This is a genomic window from Sphingomonas sp. BL-S-30, assembly GCF_055521475.1.
In genome coordinates, this window is the sequence record NZ_CM145481.1 from 2,818,214 (window position 1) to 2,835,793 (window position 17,580).

Consider the following 17,580-nt stretch of genomic DNA (forward strand, 5'->3'; position numbering starts at 1 on the left):
ATCGAGCGTAAAATCAGAGCCACCCCATCCGTTCGTTTCGAGCGAAGTCGAGAAACCGTGCTTGGCGCCCGATCAATGTTTCTCGACTTCGCTCGAAACGAACGGATAGAAATGTCTACTCCGCGGGCCGGACCGCGCTGTCGGCCTGCAGGATACGGGCGACCCGGCTGAACACCGCGTCGGCTGAAACGCGCGTCTCCTCCTGCAGCATCTCGTCCGCCGCGAAGCCGAGTTCGACCGATAGCCGCACCTCCTGCCATAGCGCATCGCGATCGGCGTCGGGCAGCCACCGCATATAGGCCTCGACCAGCTTGTCGGTGACGTAGCGGTGCGATTCCAGGCGGACATGCACCAGCCGCGGCGAGGCGTGCAGCGCGCGCAGGATCCACACCGCGCCCGACTCGCTCTGCGTCACCGCGGCGGTATCGCGCAGCAATTCTTCGATGCCGCCGCGCAGCGCGTCGATCCCCTCGTCGGCGTGGCGCGCGATCCATTGCTCGAGCACGATGTTCTGGCGCGCCATCAGGCGCAGACCAAGCGCCTCCAGCACATCATATTTGTCCTTGAAGTACCGATACAGCGCGGGCGGCGTGAGCCCGGCGCGCGAACAGATCATGTTGGTCGAGATGCGGTCGATGCCGACTTCGGCAAGCAGATTCCCGGCAACGTCCAGCAGCAGCTCATAGGTCTGCTGGGCCCGCTCCTGTTTGGGGAGCGGGCGCTTGTCAGTGGCAAGCCCCGATATCGTCACGCCTCTCCCGTTTTCCTCTGCATTGCGACGGCGCCGATCAGCGCCGTTATTCCCGCAATCGCGCAAACCGCGCCGAACCACAACACATGCGCCACATCCCTGTCGCCGATCAACACGCCCGCAAGCAACGGCCCCAGGCTCGATCCCGTCAATTGCGCCCCGCCGATCAGCAAGGCCGCGCGCCGGCTGGGGTCGGCGGCAATGACGATCGGGATCTGGAACGGCAGGGCGAACAACCACAGGAAACCGAACGCTGCCGTGGCGAAGACGAATGCAGTAGCCGAGGGCGGCGCCCCCATGATCGCCAACAGGCCGAGATTGATCAGGCCCACGGTCACGATCGTTCCGCGCGCCGGCAACCGCCCGGCAAGAAGCGTCGCCGCGCCCGCGCCCAGCACCTGCATGCCAAGCGACAGCGGCGCGACAAGATGGATCGTCGCCTGGGATATCCCCCGCTCGAGCCCGAGCGGCTCGACATAGACCCAGACCGCGACGATGAAGGCGAGATAGAGGACGACGCCGCCCAGCGCGACAAGCCCGCGCGCCGGCGGGAGGCCGCCGGTGTCGTCGCTGGCCGTCAGCGGCGGATAGGCACCCGGCAGCCAGGGCAATGCCAGCAGCCCGGCCAGGGTGACCGTCCCCAGGGCGGTAAACCCGCCTGCACTGGTGGCCGCGACATAGCCGATCGCGCTGGCCAGCGCGAACTGCGCCAGCGTCTGCACCGCGAGATAGATGCCCGACCAGCGCTCGGGCCGGTCGGTACGGATGATGAAGCCGATCACGATCCAGATCAGCACTCCCTCCCCCAGCCCCGCCACGATCCGCGCCGCGAACAGGGGCCCGGTGCCGAGCAACGGAGTCAGCAGATCCGCGGCGGCGGTGACCAGCAGGGCCGTCGCCGCAATCGTGCGCAGCCTGGTCACGGAGAGCACGAAACCTGCTGCACCGGCCGCGATCCCCATCGCCAGCAGTTCGACCGTGGCGAGGATGCCGAGCGCCGCGACCGACAGCCGGCCCTCCGCTGCCAGCGCGCCGAGTAGTTGCGGCTGCAACCCCGGGATCAGCACACCGATCACACCGACGACGAAAATCGCCAGCACGCGATCGGCGGAGAGATTCATCAGGAACTTGGCCCGGTTGAGGTCAGGGACAATGGATGAAGCGGCATCGCCCGCCTCCTTGTGCTCCCGCGAAGGCGGGAGCCCAGACTGGGTCCCCGCCTTTGCGGGGACACAATGGTTTCGTGCCGGATATTCACGGATTCACCGCGCCCGGCCTCTTGCGCTGACCGGCCACATCTCCACCAGCGTGTCGCCCCGGACGACATGGTAATAATCGTACAGGTTCACCGTCGGGTCGCAATGCGGCACGGTCAGGCTCACCGGGTCGCCCGGGCGCAGCCGCGTGCCGATATCGGGCGCGATCAGTGCGGCATGTTCGTCGCCCATGAACAGGAACATCGTCTCGGGCGCCGCCCCGCGCTGAACCTGCGCCGCGCCCCCATCGGTCGACAGCGACTTGAAGCCGGCATCGATGGTGACCAGCGCGTCATGGTTCGCGCTCACCACCCGCGCATCGACCGAGAGCGACGTCTCGAACGGCGGCAACGGCCCATCGGCCAGATCGCAATCGAGATATTGCTTGTCCATGAAGACATAGGACCCGGTCTGAAGCTCGGTGAACAGGCCGAGCTCGAGATCGATATGATGCGTGCCGGTGCCCGATCCGGTGACGATCTCGGGCTGATATCCCGCCTCGGTCAGCGCGGCGATCACGCTCTGCAGATAATCGGTGCGGTCAATGATCGCGGCACGGCGCACGGCATAATCCTCGATATGCTGCTGCATGCCGCAATAATATTGGACGCCGCGAAAGGTCATGTTCGAGGATCGCGCGATCGCTTCGGCCACCGCGACGGCTGCCTCGGGCGAGGCGACGCCGGTGCGCCTGATGCCGGGGTCGACATCGATCACCACCTCCAGCATCGCCCCGACCGAGGTCAGCGCATCGTCCCACCTTTTCACCATCTCGGGATTGTCGATCGCCGCCATCAGGCCGATCCCGCGCTTCGCCAGTGCCGACAGCCGCTCGATCGCGGCCGGCGCGCTGATCGGCGAGGTGATGAGCAGCCCGGTGATCCCGCCATCGGCCAGCACCTCCGCCTCGCCGATCTTGGCACAGCACAGGCCGACCGCGCCTGCCGTGATCTGGCGCCGGCCGATATCGACGCTCTTGTGAGTCTTGGCGTGCGGCCGGAGCGCCACGCCCTTCGCGTCGGCAAAGGCCTGCATCGTCGCGATATTGCGGTCGAGCTTCTCGATATCGAGCACCAGCACCGGCGTGTTAAGCGCGCTGCGCGAGCCCTGCTGGCCGATCAGGTGCGCGTGTAGGGCGAGATCGTCCATCAGGAAAACAGCTCCGTCATATGCGCGTTCAGGAACTTGCCCGCCGGATCGACTGAACGTCGCACCTCGCGATACCGCTCGGCCATCGGATAGAGCAGGTCCACGTCGGCGCGCGTCAGCGTGTGGCGCTTGGCCCAGTGCGGCCGGCCGCCATGATCGCGGAAGATCGCCTCCGCATCGGCGAACAGGCCGCGCCACGGCATCTTCGCATATTGATGCATCGAGATCGCCGCGACCGGGCCCTGGTTCATCGGGCTCATCCAGATATCGTCGGCCGCGACGACCCGGAACTCGAACGGGAAGGCCACGGGCAGCTTCTTGCGGCGGATCCACTTCACGACTTCGTCGAGCGTCTCGAGCCCGACCGCGCGGGGCATCTCATATTCCATCTCCTCGAACCGGATCGTGCGGTCGGACGGGAAGATGGCATGCGCCGGCCCGCGCCGGCCGCCGTCCATGTTGGTCCTCATCATCACCCGCTGCAGCGTCGGAATCAGCCGCGGCACCCAGGCGCCAAGATCGAGCAGGCGCCGGAAGGTCGCTTCCTCGATGTCGCTCGTCGAGACAGGCGGATCGCACGGGTCGCAGGGCCGGAGCGTCTTCAGGATCACGCTGTCGGCGTGCGGGAACAGCCAGAACTCGACATGCCGCTCCTGCTCGACCAGCTCGTCGAAACGCTCGCGGATCTCGCCCCAGGGCCGTTTCGCGATCCGCTCGGCAAGGTGGAAGGTGGGCACCACCCCGACCTCGATCTCCGTCGCGATGCCGAACAGGCCGAGCGAGAGGCGCTGCGCCTGGAACAGGTCCGGGCTGGTCGTCGCATCGCACCACACGGCTTCGCCGTCCGCGCCGATCAGCCGGAAACCGCGCGCGAAGGTCGAGAGATTGCCGAGGTCGCGGCCCGTGCCATGCGTGCCGGTGCCCATCGCCCCGGCCAGCGATTGCGGGTTCACATCGCCCTGATTGGCGAGTGCCAGCCCTTCGTCCCACAAGGCCGCGGTCAGCCGCTTGATGCTCCATCCGGCGGGAATGCGCACCGTCCTGCGATCGGGCGCGACGGTCATCGTGCCCGCCATGTCCTCCAGGCACAGGATCACCCCGTCAGACTGGACGAGCGGCATGAACGAATGCCCTGCCCCAACCGCCCGCACGGTGCGCGCGCCGCGCACCGCGACCGCCAATTCGGTCTCGGTCTTCGGGCGCAGCACCGGCGCGCTCGCCGTGACGCTGCCGGACCAGTTCGCCCAGCTCATCTTGCGCCCTCCTTGGGGCCGGTATCTTCGGTGCAGTCGCCCTTCAGCGCCGTGATGTAGCGCGTCACGAGATCGACCCCCTCCTTGTGCGACAGGCTCCGGCCCAGCTCAGGCATCATCACGCCCGGATCGGTACTGGCGAGGCGGAAGGGCAGGATCGAGTCATCGGGCTTGCCCGGCACCACGTCGAACGGACGGTCGCCCGTGCCGCGACCGGCCGCGACCGGCGGCTTGCACACGCCGAGCAGCCGCGCATCGCTCGTCGCGGCGTCGAGCCACAGCCCCGAGGTCCGCGCCGCGCCGACGCGATTGTGGCAATGGCTGCAATTGATATCGAGATAGGCCCGCCCCCGCGCATCCACGCTTGCCGTCTCGTCCTGCCAGTTGGCATTCTGCGGAACGGCACCTGGCACGCCGGTCAGATAGCCCTTCGCCACCAGCCGCTTGAGCTGGTTGATCTCGCCGCCCTCGCCCGGAAAGGTCCGGTCGAGATGACGCGCTTTCAGCCCGATCGGGTCGATCGCCCGCGTGCGGAAATCCTGCACATGGCAGCCGCCGCACTGATTCTGGTTGGGCACGCTGTAATCGAACGGCGTGCGCGTCGCGCCATCGACCAAAGTGAGCGGCACATCGGCGCCAGTCCGCTCCAGCGTCGCATCGGTGCCCTCGGCATTCCACACATAGGGCAGCGCCACCCAGCCGCTTTCGCGCCGCACCAGCAGCCGCGTCTCGATCAGCCGGACATGCCCCAGATCGAGCCCGTCCACCCCCGTCTGATAGGTCGCGGGCGTCACCTTCAGCACCTCGCCGCTGGTCTGCGGCGCGGCGGCGCCGGCGGGCGTGGAGAAATAAAAGGTCTTGGTGACGATGGTGCCGACCGGAAAGTCGAACCAGCGATCGGGATCATAGCTCGCATGCACGCCCTTGGGCATCCAGATCGTCCGCCATTTCTGCGCATAGTCGCTGAACAACGGCGTCTGCAGCTCATAGGTCACCATGCCCGGGCGCGCCGCGATGCGCCCGCCAGACACGGTGAACAGTCCCCAGTCGGACAGTTTTTCCGGATTGCCCTCGGCGTGGAAAGTCACCGCATCGGGCCGCCCGCCGCACGCATTCAGCAACAGCGCCGCAAGCAGGACGGCGAGGAAACGCAAGGTCATGTCAGGCCGATCACGATGGCTTGCCGCTGTCCTTCGTCATCGCTTCGGGCAGCTTGATCTCGGGCAGGCGGCTGGCAGGCGCACAATCCACATTGGTCTCGATCCGCGGCTTGGCGAACTTGCCCGGGCCGTCGACGTTGAGCAGCTTCGCCTCGCCATTCTGCACGCAGATCCCGGGCGTCTTCAGCTTGGGATTGACGAAGCCGTCCCACAGCACGTCCGGCAGCCTGCCTCCGCCCAGCGCCTTCATCGGCGTGAAACGGCCACTGGGATCGTCGCCGCCGCCGGAGAAGCGGTTGCCCGCGACATAGATATTCTCCGGGAAGGGATCATAGGCCGCGGCGATGCCCCGCGTCGTGTCGAAGCCGGTCGAATAATAGCTGGAGATGATGACGTTGGCGGTCTTGTTGTCCTTCACGTCATTGTCGAAGATCTCGACCTCGTCGTTCGAATTGACGATCACGCCCGATCCCGGCGGCACCGAGCTGACCGCGCTGCCCTTGGCGCCGAAATTGGCGTGGTTGTTGGCCACGACATTGTTCCTGTAGACGCGCGTCTTGCTGCCCGGAACCGGCAGGTTCGGCATGTTGAACACCAGGATGCCGCCGGTATTGCCCGTCGCGGTGTTGCCATAGACGTCGGCATTGTTCGAATTCTCGATCTCGATGCCGGCCACATTGCCTTCGGCGCGGTTGTCGCGGACGATGATGTTGTTCGACTGGCCGACATAGATGCCGGCGTCGGACGCGCCCTTCACCACCGCGCCCTCGATCAGCACATTGGTCACCTGCACGGGATAGAGGCCATAGGCGCCGTTCGATGTCTTGCCGCCCCCGGTCCATTCCGCGCGCACGCGGCGGATCACCGTGTTCTTCACGCCATTGACCTTCAGCGCGTCGCCCTTCGAATCCTCGAAGGCGAGGTCCTGGATGGTGAAATCGTCACCGGTGACGAGCATGCCCTCGGCGCCCGACGTCTGCTTGGCAAAGGACAGGATCGTCTTGTCCATGCCCGCCCCCTTCACCGTCACGCCATTGGCGGTCAGGCTCAGGCTACGGCTCAGCGCATATTTGCCCGCCGGAATCTCGATCACCGCCCCGGGCTTCGCGTCGAGCAGCTTCTGCTGCAGGTTCTTCTCGAAATCGGGATCGATCACGAAACCCTGCGCATCGGTCTTCGGCCCGCCGCTGCAGCCGCCCACCAAAGCCAGCGCCGCGACGCAGCCGAGAAACGCGATCCTGTTCGCCATCATTCCCTCTCCCCTGTTTTTCTAGAACTTGAAGCCAAGTTCCACGCCGTAAAAGCCCGGCCGGTCGGCACGGACATAAGGCGTCTGGAAAATGTCATTCGAGATCGTGTTAAGTGTGCGGTAATAGCGCTTGTCGAGCAAATTCTCGGCATAGATGGCGATCGACACATGATCGTCCGGCGAGCGCCACCCTAGCTTCGCATTGATGATATTCCGCGGCGCACGCACGTCACGCAGCGTCGCCGGGTCCACATAGAGTGCGCCTGTTGAGGGGTCGACGAACGACTCGTCTATGTTGCGCGTCGCCGCATTGCTCCGTTGACGCGACGTGTAGCTGTAGCTGGCGTCGGCGAAGACCGATCCATGGCCCATGTCATGGTCGTAATGCGCGCTGAAGATGCCCCTGAACACCGGCTCGCCGGTCGGCTGCCCCGATATATTGATGTTCCGTTCGATCCGCGTCACCCATTTCGAATTGATCGCGCCCGCCGTGATCCCGATCCTGAAATCGTGGGACAGGACGAACTGAGTCTCCAGGTCCGCGCCGTACGCCTCGGAATCGCCCGACCGCGTCACATATTGCGGCAGGCACACCGTTCCAGCCGGGATCGGCGTCAGCAGACAATTGGGGTTGGTGTTCGCCTCCAGGCTGATCGACTGGCGGTTCTTGTACTTGAAATAATAGCCCGACAGGTTGAACCGCACCCGCCGATCGAACAGCTCCGATTTGAAGCCGCCTTCGAAATTCCACACCTTTTCCGGCTCGAAGAAGGAATTCACTTCGGTCGAATTGAACCCGCCCGCCTTGTAGCCGCGCGAGGCCGAGGCATAGAGATGCACGTCGTCGGTCGCGTCATACTGCACCACGAAGCGCGGGCTGACGTCGCTGAAAGCGGCGCGACGCGTGAACGGCACGCCCTCCAGCGCCCCCACGTCGAAGATCACGCCATTGGGGCCAACGGTCGCGCGATAGAAATCGGACACGCTGATCGGCACGTCCGGGAACGCGTCGACGCCGATGATCGCATTGTAGAGCGATCCGGGTGCAGAGATCGCGTCGAGGCCCGGGGCGATGAAGGTGCCGTTGGACCAGGTGAATTTCTTCAGGTCGTGCGTATAGCGGATACCGGCGGTCAGGCTCAGCCGGTCGGTGACCTTGTAGGTCGCGTCGCCGAACGCGGCATAGGAATCGTTCGCCGCCCGGTTGTTCATGTCCTCGCGATATTGCAGCCCGAACACCGGCAGGCCGCCATAGAAATTCAGCAGCGAAAAGACCGGGAAGCCGGCCGCGCCGTCGAGGAGCCGATCGAGCGAATCCGTCAGCAGCGTCGCCGCACTGGTCTGCCGCCCGCGCTCGTGGAAATAGCTCACGCCGGCGATCGCGCTCAGCCGGTCATTGTCGAAACCGACGCGGAATTCCTGATAGAGGCTGCTGTTCTTCTCGATATTCTCGGTGTCGAAATAACGCGTCGGGTCGGCCGTGCCGTCCTCGTCCTCGCGGTTGTGCGTCTCGAAATGCTTGAACGAACTGATGCTGGTGAAGGTCAACGGCCCGGCATGATGTGTCGCCGTGAACGACACGGCGTTCAGGACTCGGGTTTCCTTGTCGCCGATCACATCGTTCGCATAGGGGCCCGCGGGATCAGTGCTCAGCGCATTCTTGCTGATCCCGATCGCGAACGGCCCATCCTTGTTGGTGTCGTCATGATCATACGTCAGCACGAAATCGGTGTCGCTGGTCGGTGCCCAGCGCAGCGCGGCGCGTCCTGACTTGTTGTTCTCGCCCTCGCGCTTCTCGCCCGTCAGCGCATCGGTCAGATAGCCCTTGCGATAATTGGACACGCCGTTGAGCCGCAGAAAGAGTGTGTCGGTCAGCGGGATGTTGACCGTCGCGTCGGCGCGCACCTTGTTGTAATTGCCGACCTGGATCGTGCCGACCAGCTCGCGCTTGTCGCTCGGCTTGTTGGTGATGATCGAGATCGCACCGCCCGAGGTGTTGCGCCCGAACAAGGTGCCCTGCGGCCCCTTCAGCACCTCGACGCGCTGGATGTCGTTGAAGAAGATCAGCGACGATCCCGATCGCCCCGAATAGATGCCGTCGACGAAGATGCCGACCGACGGCTCGGTGCCGATGCCGAAATCGTCGGTCTGCACGCCGCGGATCGCGAAGCTCGGCTGAGTCACCGAGGTGTCGTTGATCGAGAGGCCGGGCGTGAAGCTGTCGAGATCCCCGATCGATTCCGCGCTGAGCGAGGCGATGGTCGCCGCGCTGAACGCGGTGACGCTGATCGGGACTTTTTGCAGCGATTGCTCGCGGCGCTGCGCGGTGACGACGATGTCCTCGACCTGCGGGCCTTCCGCCTGGGCAGGGGGCGTGGGATTTTCCGGCGTGACCTGAGCGGCCGCGGGCACTGCCCAGATTGCAGCCACGCCCACCAGCAACGCCGTCTTGCGCAATGCCGTCATCAACTGCTCTCCCCGAACGCGATAACGACTCGGAAGCTATCGCTACTTTGTAGCGAACGCTATCGTTTTTTCAGTTTGAACTATCTAACTGATAATCAACACTAATTTACAGGATCTGGATATGGCCGACCGATTGCGGCGTCGCTGGCTCACCATACCGAAGTTCCGAAAACGCCCGATCCACCGCACCGCGTTGACGTCGCACGCGTGTCCGGCGATGCTTGATGCCAGAAGCGCGACAGGCGCCGGACCGGGAGAGACATCGCCACTCTCGCATCAGGGGCCTTGCCGTGCGCCGCCTTCTCACTCTCTGCCTTGCCGCCCTCGCCCTGCTTCCAGCCGCCCCGGCTCTTGCCCAGCCCGCCCCGGCGAAACGCCTCGTCCTGATCGACGACGACCTGATCGGCCTGAACGGCGTGCCCACCCTCCTGCTCCAGGCGCCTGACGTCGACGTGCTCGGCATCACCACCACCAGCGGCTCGGTGTGGCGCGACACGGCGACCGCTTATGGGTTGCGCACGCTGGAGATCCTCCACCGCACCGACATCCCCATCGTCCCGGGCGCGACCTATCCGCTGCTCAACACCCAGGAAGCGACGAAACGCTGGGAGGGATTGTACGGCCGCCTCGTCTTCAAGGGCCCCTGGACCGATTACTGGCCCGGCGACACGGTGCAGAGCCATCCGGGCAATGCCTCGCCCGAGGTCGTGCCGGCGCTGCCGATCGGCAACCCGACCACCAGGGCCTCTTCCGAGATCGCCGCCGCTTTCCTCGTCCGCATGGTCCGTGCCCATCCGCACCAGATCACCCTGTTCGCGACCGGCCCGATGACCAACATCGCGATCGCGCAGAGCCTCGACCCAGGCTTCGCCGCCAATGTGAAGGAGCTGGTCTATATGGGCGGCAGCTTGCTGCCCCATCAGGTACTCACCGGCCCCTCAGCCGAGCAGTTCGCCCGCGAGTTCGTCAACACGCCGCGCCGCGAATTCAACATCCGCTGGGATCCGGAGGCCGCGCGCATCGTCGCCCACGCGCCCTGGCCGAAGATCACCATGGTCCCGGTCGATCCCTCCACCGGCACGCAATGGACGCGGGACTTCCTGACCAGCCTGAAGGACGCGAAGACGCCGCTCACCGACATTCTCCAGACCGGGCTCGAACCCGGTTATCCGATGTGGGACGAGATCGCCGCGATGGTCTGGCTCAACCCGGAGATCGTGACGCGCGCCGATACGCTCTATGTCGATTTCGACACCGGCCAGGGGGCGAGCTATGGCGACACCCTGTCGTGGACCGATGCCTATCGCCCGCATCTCGGCGAGCAGGCCCAGAAGGTCGTCCTGTCGGTGGACAGGACCGCGATGGAGGCGGCGATGCGCGCCCTGTACCGGCGGCCACTGCGACATTGAAGCAACGCCCCGGCCAAGAAGTGCCGGATCGGTCGCAGCTCCCCTTGATGACCATTGCAGCCATGTTACGATTTCGCGTGAATTCCGGGACTCGCGGGATCGCAGGGAGCGGGTGCCCCATAAAATAGGGGATATCGATGTTTTCCAACGCCTCTCGCGTCAACGCTTCCGTCCGCTCGCTCGCGGCGGGCGCCTCGCTTCTCGCCATGGCCCTGGCCGCACCCGCCTTTGCCGAAACGGCGCCTCCCGCTGACGAACCGGCCCAGGCGGCCGATACGCAGGGCGTGCCCGACATCGTCGTCACCGCGACCCGCCGCGCTGAATCGAGCAAGGACGTGCCGGTCGCCGTCACCGCGATCAGCGGGGAGAAGCTCGATGTGCTCAATTCCGGCGGCCAGGACGTCCGCTTCCTGTCGTCCCGCACGCCCAGCCTTCAGATCGAATCCTCGTTCGGCCGCACTTTCCCGCGCTTCTATATCCGTGGCCTCGGCAACACCGATTTCGATCCCAACGCGGCGCAACCGGTGTCGGTCGTCTATGACGACGTCGCGCTGGAAAGCCCGATGCTCAAATCCTTCCCGGTGTTCGATCTGGCGAACGTCCAGGTGCTGCGCGGTCCGCAGGGCACGCTGTTCGGTCGCAACACGCCGGCCGGCGTCGTGAAGCTTGAATCGACCAAGCCAGGCGACGTTTTCTCCGGCTATGCCAGCGCTTCCTGGGCGACCTATAACACGGTCAACGCGGAGGCAGCGGTTGGCGGCCCGCTCGGCGGGGGCTTCTCGTTCCGCGCCGCCGGCCTGCTCCAGCGGCGCGACGACTGGGTGACAAACACCTCGACCACCGGTGTCGCCGACAAGAAGCTCGAAGGCTATCGCGATGCCGCGGCACGCTTCCTGCTCGGCTATTCGAGCGGGGATTTCAACGCGCTGGTCAATCTCCACGTGCGCGATCTCGAGGGCACGCCGCGCATCTTCCGCGCCGGCCTGTTCAAGCAGGGCAGCAATGATTTCTCGCCCGGTTTCGACAAGAGCAAGGTCGCGCTCGACGGCTATACCAGCCAGTCGATGAGCCAATGGGGCACCAACCTCCATCTCGATTATCATTTCGACGGCGTCGGCACGCTCTACTCGGTCACGGCGTTCGAAAAGGCCAAGGTCGAGAGCACCGGCGACATCGACGGCGGCAATAATTATGTCTTCCCCGCGCTGGGCCTGAACAATGCGCTGTTCCCGTCCAACACGGGCGGCGTCACCCGGCCGGAGGAATTCAGCCAGGAACTGCGCTTCGCGACGGAGAATTTCGGCGGCTTCAGCGCTCAGGGCGGCGTCTATTATTTCCACCAGAAGCTGCGCTACCACGAATATAATTATGCGGCCGCGACCGGATCGCGCACGGCGGACAACAACCAGGACATCTTCCACAACAACACCAACGAGAATTACGGCATCTTCGCCTCGGTCGAATACAAGGCGACCGACGCGCTGACCCTGCGCGCCGGCGGCCGCTATTCGCACGACAAGCGCGATGATCGTATCTCGGGCTATTCGCCCAACCTGTTCGGCACCGTCTTGCCGTCGCGCCTCGCGGTCAAGGACGGCGCCTTCACCTGGGATCTGAGCGCGACCTACGCCATCGACCCGGACGTCAGTCTCTATGCGCGGGTGGCGACGGGCTATCAGGGGCCGGCCATCCAGGATCGCGTGACCTTCGGCAGCAAGCAGACGAGCGCGAAGAAACAGACCACGATCTCCGGCGAGGGCGGCATCAAGGGTGCGCTGCTCAACAACGCGGTGCGCTTCGCGCTGGATGCCTATTGGTCGCGCACCAACGACCTGCAGCTCACTGCGGTGGGCGGCGGCACCAATTCGGCACGGCTGCTCAATGCCGATCACGCGATCGGCTACGGCGTCGAGGCGGAATTCGAGGCGCGGCCCGTGCCCGAGCTGAGCCTGACTGCCAGTGGCAGCTATAATTTCACCGAGATCCGGGATCCCTCGATCGGCGTCGGGCCGTGCGGCTCGCTCTGCACGATGATCGATCCGATCGTCGGCGGCCTGGCGAAGATCGACGGCAACGACCTGCCCCAGGCCCCGCGCTGGGTCGCCAACGTCACCGCGCGCTACGGCGTGCCGGTCGGCAATGGCGAGGTCTATGTCTATACCGACTGGGCGTATCGCAGCACCATCAACTACTTCCTCTACGAAGCGGTCGAGTTCCGCGGCCGCGCGCTGCTCGAAGGCGGCCTGAAGATCGCCTACAAGACGGACAGCGGGTTCGAAGTGGGCGCCTTCGCCCGCAACATCACCAACCAGATCCGCAGCATCAGCGCGATCGACTTCAACAACCTGACCGGCATGATCAACGAGCCCCGCATCATCGGCGGCGAGGTGAAGTTCAGCTTCTAGTGGCGTGGAACTGAAGTTCGCTCGATAGGTATTTGAATTCCGTCAGGTTTGTAAGGGAACGAGCTTCAGATTCAGGACACCAGGATCGCGGCGAGCGCCGCCATCGCTACAAACACGAAAGAGCCGCCGTCCGGTCGACCGGGCGGCGGCTCTTGGTTTGGCTCAGCCCTTGCGGACCGGAGCGCTTACTTCGACTGGAAGATGACGCCCTTGGCTTCCCATTCCGCCTTGGTGCGGCAGGAACGCTTGGCGAGGATCGAACCAGTCACCGAGGGGTCGCCGGTCACGGTCGGCGAGAGGCAAATCTTCTTGGGCGCCTGCTCGGTCGTCGTCGGCTGGGCGTTGCCGTTGGTGTTGGCATTGCCGCGCGCGCTTGCCATCGAAGGGACGGCGGCGGTGGCGAGCATCGCGAAGGCGGCAATGGCGAAAGCGGGGCGGGTCAGGGTCGAACGGGTCATCTCAGGGGTCCTCCTTGGCGGTAACACAGGCGGGATTTGCTACCCGCACCTGTACTACTGCATTACCCATGCCAAACAGGTACCGTTACGTATAATCAATGACTTAGCTTGATTTAATGGTACGATACGAACCAGAAATTGCAAGAGATTGGCTATTTTCACCAATCATGGGCGCGCCTTCCCATTCAGGATTCGGACAGGAATGATCGGTGGCGGACAGTCGCTGTCCGCTATCGGACGGCGCTACAGCCGACGATCCGGGTGCCGATCCGCTCGGCCTCTTCCGGGTCGTGAGTCACCATCAGGATCGGTATCTTCATCCCGTCCCGAATATGCTCGATCGTCCGCATCACTTCCTCGCGCCGTGGCCGGTCGAGCGACGAGAGCGGCTCGTCGAGCAGCAGGAAACGCGGGGCGCTCAGCAATGCCCGGCCGATCGCCACCCGTCGTGCCTCGCCGCCGGACAGGCTGCGGGGCCAGCGATCGAGCAGGGCGTCGATGCCAAGGAACGCCAGGGTGTCGCCGATCGCCGTTCCGCCCGGCGCCCCGTACAGCAGGTTGGCCCGTACCTTGAGATGCGGAAACAGCCGCGGTTCCTGAAACACATAGCCGCCGCGCCGGCGCTCCGGCGGCAGGTCGATCCCGGCGGCACCATCGAACAGCGTTTCGCCATCGACGCGGACATGTCCGGCATCGGGCACGAGCAGCCCCGCGATCATGTTGAGCACGCTCGTCTTGCCCACGCCCGAGGGCCCGAACAACACGGTCGCCCCCTCGCCTGCGGCGAATTCGGCGGAGATCTCGGTGTCGCCGAGCCGCTTCGTCAGCGAGACGTCAAAGGACATGCAGCCCCCTCCCCGCCCGGCGCGCCAGCAATTCCGATGCGATCAGCGCGGCCAGCGACAGCGCGACCGAGATCGCCGACAGTCGCCATACCATCGCTTCGCCACCGGGCTGCTGAAGCGCCGAATAGATGGCGAGCGGCAGGGTCTGGGTCTGGCCCGGCACGTTGGAGACGAACGTGATGGTCGCCCCGAACTCGCCGATCGACCGCGCGAAGCCGAGCACGGCACCGGCCAGGATACCGGGCACGCTGAGCGGCAGGGTGATGGTACGGAACACCCTGCCCGGCCCCGCCCCAAGGGTCCGCGCCGCGCCCTCGAGCCGCCGGTCGACCGCCTCGATCGACAGGCGCATCGCGCGCACCATCAGCGGCAGCGCCATCACCCCCGCGGCAATCGCGGCGCCGGTCCAGCGGAATAGCACCGAGACGCCGAACCAGTCCATCAGCCAGCCGCCGATCGGCCCCGCAGGCGCAAAGGCGATCAGCAACAGCCAGCCGGTCACCACCGGCGGCACGACCAGCGGCAAATGGATCACCGCATCGAGCAGCACCTTTCCCGGAAAGCGCCACCGCGCCAGCACCCAGGCAAACGCGAAGGCGATCGGCAAGGTCACTACTATCGCCACTGCCCCGACCTTCAGCGACAGCAGCACGATGGTCCATTCGTCAGGGCTGAGCATGGGCGTGCCATCCCCCACCCACTGCGTTACCCCGGACTTGTTCGGTGATTATCCTTTTCAGCCAAGCAAGCGAAATTACTGAAACGGCGCCACCTGCCTCCTTGTGCTCCCGCGAAGGCGGGAGCCCAGACTGGGTCCCCGCCTTCGCGGGGACACAATGGCCTCTTGTCCGACGGCGATAATCGCCGACTTGTTCCGCGGTCCATCGATCCACAGGCACTGCCGCCTGCGGTGACATGGATGCCGGAACACGTCCGGCATGACGGGCGAGCTTCATCGCGCCGAAAAACCGTAGCGCACGAAAATCGCCTTGCCCTCGCGCGACACGAGGAACCGCCGGAACGCCTCCCCTTCCGCATTGGCCGACGCCTTCAACCGCGCGATCGGATAGGTGATCGGCGGGTGAGACGATGTCGGGAACACGCCCGCAATCCGCACCTTCGCCGACGCCTTCGCGTCAGTCGCATAGACGATCCCCAGCGGCGCCGCGCCGCGTTCGACCAGCGCGAGCGCCGCCCGCACATTCTCCGCCCGCACCACCTTCGCGCTGACCGCGTCCCACACGCCGAGCTTCGTCAGCGCCGCCTTGCCATATTTCCCCGCCGGCACGCTCTCCGTATCCGCCATCGCCAGCGGCCCCGCGCCGAGCACGCGCGCCAATGGCCCCGGTGCGAGCGGGATCGTCACCCGGCTCCCGGCCGGCGCCACGATCACCAGCCGGTTGCCGAGAAAATCGCGCCGCGTCGCCGGCACGATCAACCCCTTCCCCGCCAGCGCGTCCATCCATTCCTCATCGGCCGGCACGAACAGGTCGGCCGCCGCCCCCGCCTCGACCTGCCGCGCCAGCGCCGAGGAGGCGGCGAACGAGATCACCGGTTTCGGATGCCCCTTGCGCGCCCAGGCGTCAGCCGCCGCCGTCATCGATTCCTGCAACGAGGCAGCCGCCAGGACCAAAGGCGCGCGGGCCGGGGCTGCGCATACCGGCCCGGCCATCAGCACCAGCAACGCCACGAACATCCGAACCAGCTGTTTCATCCAACGCGTCCCGTCATTGTATACAATTTCTCTGGCGATTTACCCTTCTATAGCCTAGCGCACGGCCGAAACCATTGGCTGGGGGAGCCTGTGAGGAAGAGGATCGGCTGCCTGGCGGCCATGATGGCGCTGGGCAGTGCTTCGGCGGCGTTTGCCGAGGACGGCAAGGTCGCGATCGAAGGCAGCGTTCGGGCACGCGCCGAGGCGATCGACGGCCAGTATCGCGCCGGCCTTCCGGCTGATGACGCCGCGCTGCTGTTCCGCACCGACATCTCCGCCACCTACACGAAGGGGCCCATCAGGTTCGGCCTCGAGATCCTCGACTCGCGCGTCTATTTCGAACGCAAACACAGCTCGATCAGCGCCAACGAAGTCGACGCACTCGAACCGATCCAGGCCTATGTCGCGGCCGATCTCGGTTCCGGCGTCAGCATGCAGGCCGGGCGTTTCACCATGGACCTCGGCTCGCGGCGGCTCGTCGCGCGGCCGATCAACCGCAACGACTTCAACAGCTTCACTGGCGCCCGGCTCGACTGGAAGAACAAGGCCGGCGACAAGCTGACCGGCTTCTGGACGATGCCGCAAACCCGCGTGCCGGAGGATTCGGCGGGTGTGCACAGCAACCGCTTCGAACTGGACGAGGAACGGATCGAGCGCCAGCTGTTCGGTGCGATCGGCACCAAGGCCGGCGTCATGGGCGGCACGGCCGAGCTCTACAGCTATCGCTTCATCGAGACCGATGCGCCCGGCTTCGCCACCCGCAATCGCCGCCTGCTGACCTCGGGCATCCGCCTGTCGCGCGCACCGAAGGCGAATAGGCTCGACTACGACATGGAAGGTGCATGGCAGACCGGCACTACCCGACTCAGCCCGGCTGTGGGCGACCTCGTCAATCACCGCGTCTCGGCCTGGATGTTCCACGGCGCTTTGGGCTGGAGCTTCAAGGCTGCCTGGTCGCCGCGGCTGTCGTTCAACGCCGATTACATGACCGGGGACAAGGCCGGCGGCAGCTTCAGCCGCTTCGACGGGCTGATCGGCGATCCGGCCTATGAATTCACCCCGTCCGGCCTCTATTCGCTGATCATCCGCTCGAACATCGCGACCGTCTCGGCACGGATCGAGGCGAAGCCGAACGCGCGGCTCGACCTGCATCTCAACCTGCGCCCGATCTGGCTCGCCACCGCGACCGACAGCTTCGGCAATTCGGGCGTACGCGACCCGTCCGGTGCGGCCGGTCATTATGTCGGCACGCATATCGACACGCGGGTGCGCTACTGGCTGATCCCCGACCGGCTGCAACTCGGCGCCGGCGGCGCTATCCTCTTCAAGGGCCGCTTCATGAAAGACGCGCCCAACGCACCGCAAACGGGCAACACGCGCTATGGCTTCATGGACGCGACCGTCTTCTTCTAGGGCGGGAGCGTCAAATCTGATCCGTTCGATTCAACATCAGCACGAACAATGC

Annotated in this window: 14 protein-coding genes; 3 read left to right on the top strand and 11 right to left on the bottom strand. The window is 65.3% G+C overall.

Features of this window, described 5'->3' with window-relative positions:
• Positions 1-115: 115 nt before the first annotated feature.
• The 7 genes from ACZ1I5_RS13130 to ACZ1I5_RS13160 all read right to left on the bottom strand — a co-directional run bounded on the left by ACZ1I5_RS13130 (position 116) and on the right by ACZ1I5_RS13160 (position 9,284).
• Positions 116-751 (bottom strand): TetR/AcrR family transcriptional regulator, encoded by a 636-nt coding sequence (locus tag ACZ1I5_RS13130; protein ID WP_465169693.1) that lies wholly within the window; start codon positions 749-751, stop codon positions 116-118.
• Positions 748-1,872 (bottom strand): hypothetical protein, encoded by a 1,125-nt coding sequence (locus tag ACZ1I5_RS13135; RefSeq protein WP_465169694.1) that lies wholly within the window; start codon positions 1,870-1,872, stop codon positions 748-750. The genes ACZ1I5_RS13130 and ACZ1I5_RS13135 overlap by 4 nt, the downstream gene beginning before the upstream one ends.
• 141 nt (positions 1,873-2,013) lie before the next feature.
• A complete protein-coding gene (locus ACZ1I5_RS13140) occupies positions 2,014-3,156 on the bottom strand; it encodes a DSD1 family PLP-dependent enzyme (protein ID WP_465169695.1) in 1,143 nt (380 codons plus the stop codon).
• The gene (locus ACZ1I5_RS13145; RefSeq protein ID WP_465169696.1) at positions 3,156-4,409 is read right to left on the bottom strand and encodes a D-arabinono-1,4-lactone oxidase; all 1,254 of its coding nucleotides are present in this window, start codon (positions 4,407-4,409) and stop codon (positions 3,156-3,158) included. The genes ACZ1I5_RS13140 and ACZ1I5_RS13145 overlap by 1 nt, the downstream gene beginning before the upstream one ends.
• Complete coding sequence (locus ACZ1I5_RS13150) at positions 4,406-5,569, bottom strand: SO2930 family diheme c-type cytochrome (RefSeq protein ID WP_465169697.1); 1,164 nt, start codon at positions 5,567-5,569, stop codon at positions 4,406-4,408. The genes ACZ1I5_RS13145 and ACZ1I5_RS13150 overlap by 4 nt, the downstream gene beginning before the upstream one ends.
• Before the next feature lie 10 nt (positions 5,570-5,579).
• The gene (locus ACZ1I5_RS13155) at positions 5,580-6,818 is read right to left on the bottom strand and encodes a parallel beta-helix domain-containing protein (protein WP_465169698.1); all 1,239 of its coding nucleotides are present in this window, start codon (positions 6,816-6,818) and stop codon (positions 5,580-5,582) included.
• 21 nt (positions 6,819-6,839) lie between these two features.
• Complete coding sequence (locus tag ACZ1I5_RS13160; RefSeq protein ID WP_465169699.1) at positions 6,840-9,284, bottom strand: TonB-dependent receptor; 2,445 nt, start codon at positions 9,282-9,284, stop codon at positions 6,840-6,842.
• Positions 9,285-9,574: 290 nt separating this feature from the next.
• Between ACZ1I5_RS13160 and ACZ1I5_RS13165 the strand changes: the two genes are divergently transcribed.
• Positions 9,575-10,693 (top strand): nucleoside hydrolase, encoded by a 1,119-nt coding sequence (locus ACZ1I5_RS13165; protein WP_465169700.1) that lies wholly within the window; start codon positions 9,575-9,577, stop codon positions 10,691-10,693.
• Between the two features lie 137 nt (positions 10,694-10,830).
• The gene (locus ACZ1I5_RS13170; RefSeq protein WP_465169701.1) at positions 10,831-13,098 is read left to right on the top strand and encodes a TonB-dependent receptor; all 2,268 of its coding nucleotides are present in this window, start codon (positions 10,831-10,833) and stop codon (positions 13,096-13,098) included.
• A 185-nt stretch (positions 13,099-13,283) separates the two neighbouring features.
• On the opposite strand, the gene ACZ1I5_RS13175 is transcribed toward ACZ1I5_RS13170, so the two are convergent.
• From ACZ1I5_RS13175 to modA, 4 genes are all read right to left on the bottom strand, one after another.
• Complete coding sequence (locus ACZ1I5_RS13175) at positions 13,284-13,556, bottom strand: hypothetical protein (protein WP_465169702.1); 273 nt, start codon at positions 13,554-13,556, stop codon at positions 13,284-13,286.
• Between the two features lie 230 nt (positions 13,557-13,786).
• The gene (locus ACZ1I5_RS13180) at positions 13,787-14,401 is read right to left on the bottom strand and encodes an ATP-binding cassette domain-containing protein (RefSeq protein WP_465169703.1); all 615 of its coding nucleotides are present in this window, start codon (positions 14,399-14,401) and stop codon (positions 13,787-13,789) included.
• Positions 14,391-15,080, bottom strand: a complete 690-nt coding sequence (gene modB, locus ACZ1I5_RS13185; RefSeq protein WP_465169704.1) for a molybdate ABC transporter permease subunit — start codon at positions 15,078-15,080, stop codon at positions 14,391-14,393. The genes ACZ1I5_RS13180 and modB overlap by 11 nt, the downstream gene beginning before the upstream one ends.
• 273 nt (positions 15,081-15,353) lie before the next feature.
• Entirely contained in the window at positions 15,354-16,115 is a 762-nt protein-coding gene (gene modA / locus ACZ1I5_RS13190; protein WP_465169705.1) for a molybdate ABC transporter substrate-binding protein, read from the bottom strand.
• 90 nt (positions 16,116-16,205) lie between these two features.
• On the opposite strand from modA, the gene ACZ1I5_RS13195 reads away from it, so the two are divergent.
• Positions 16,206-17,528, top strand: a complete 1,323-nt coding sequence (locus ACZ1I5_RS13195) for an alginate export family protein (protein ID WP_465169706.1) — start codon at positions 16,206-16,208, stop codon at positions 17,526-17,528.
• The last annotated feature ends 52 nt before the right edge of the window (positions 17,529-17,580 follow it).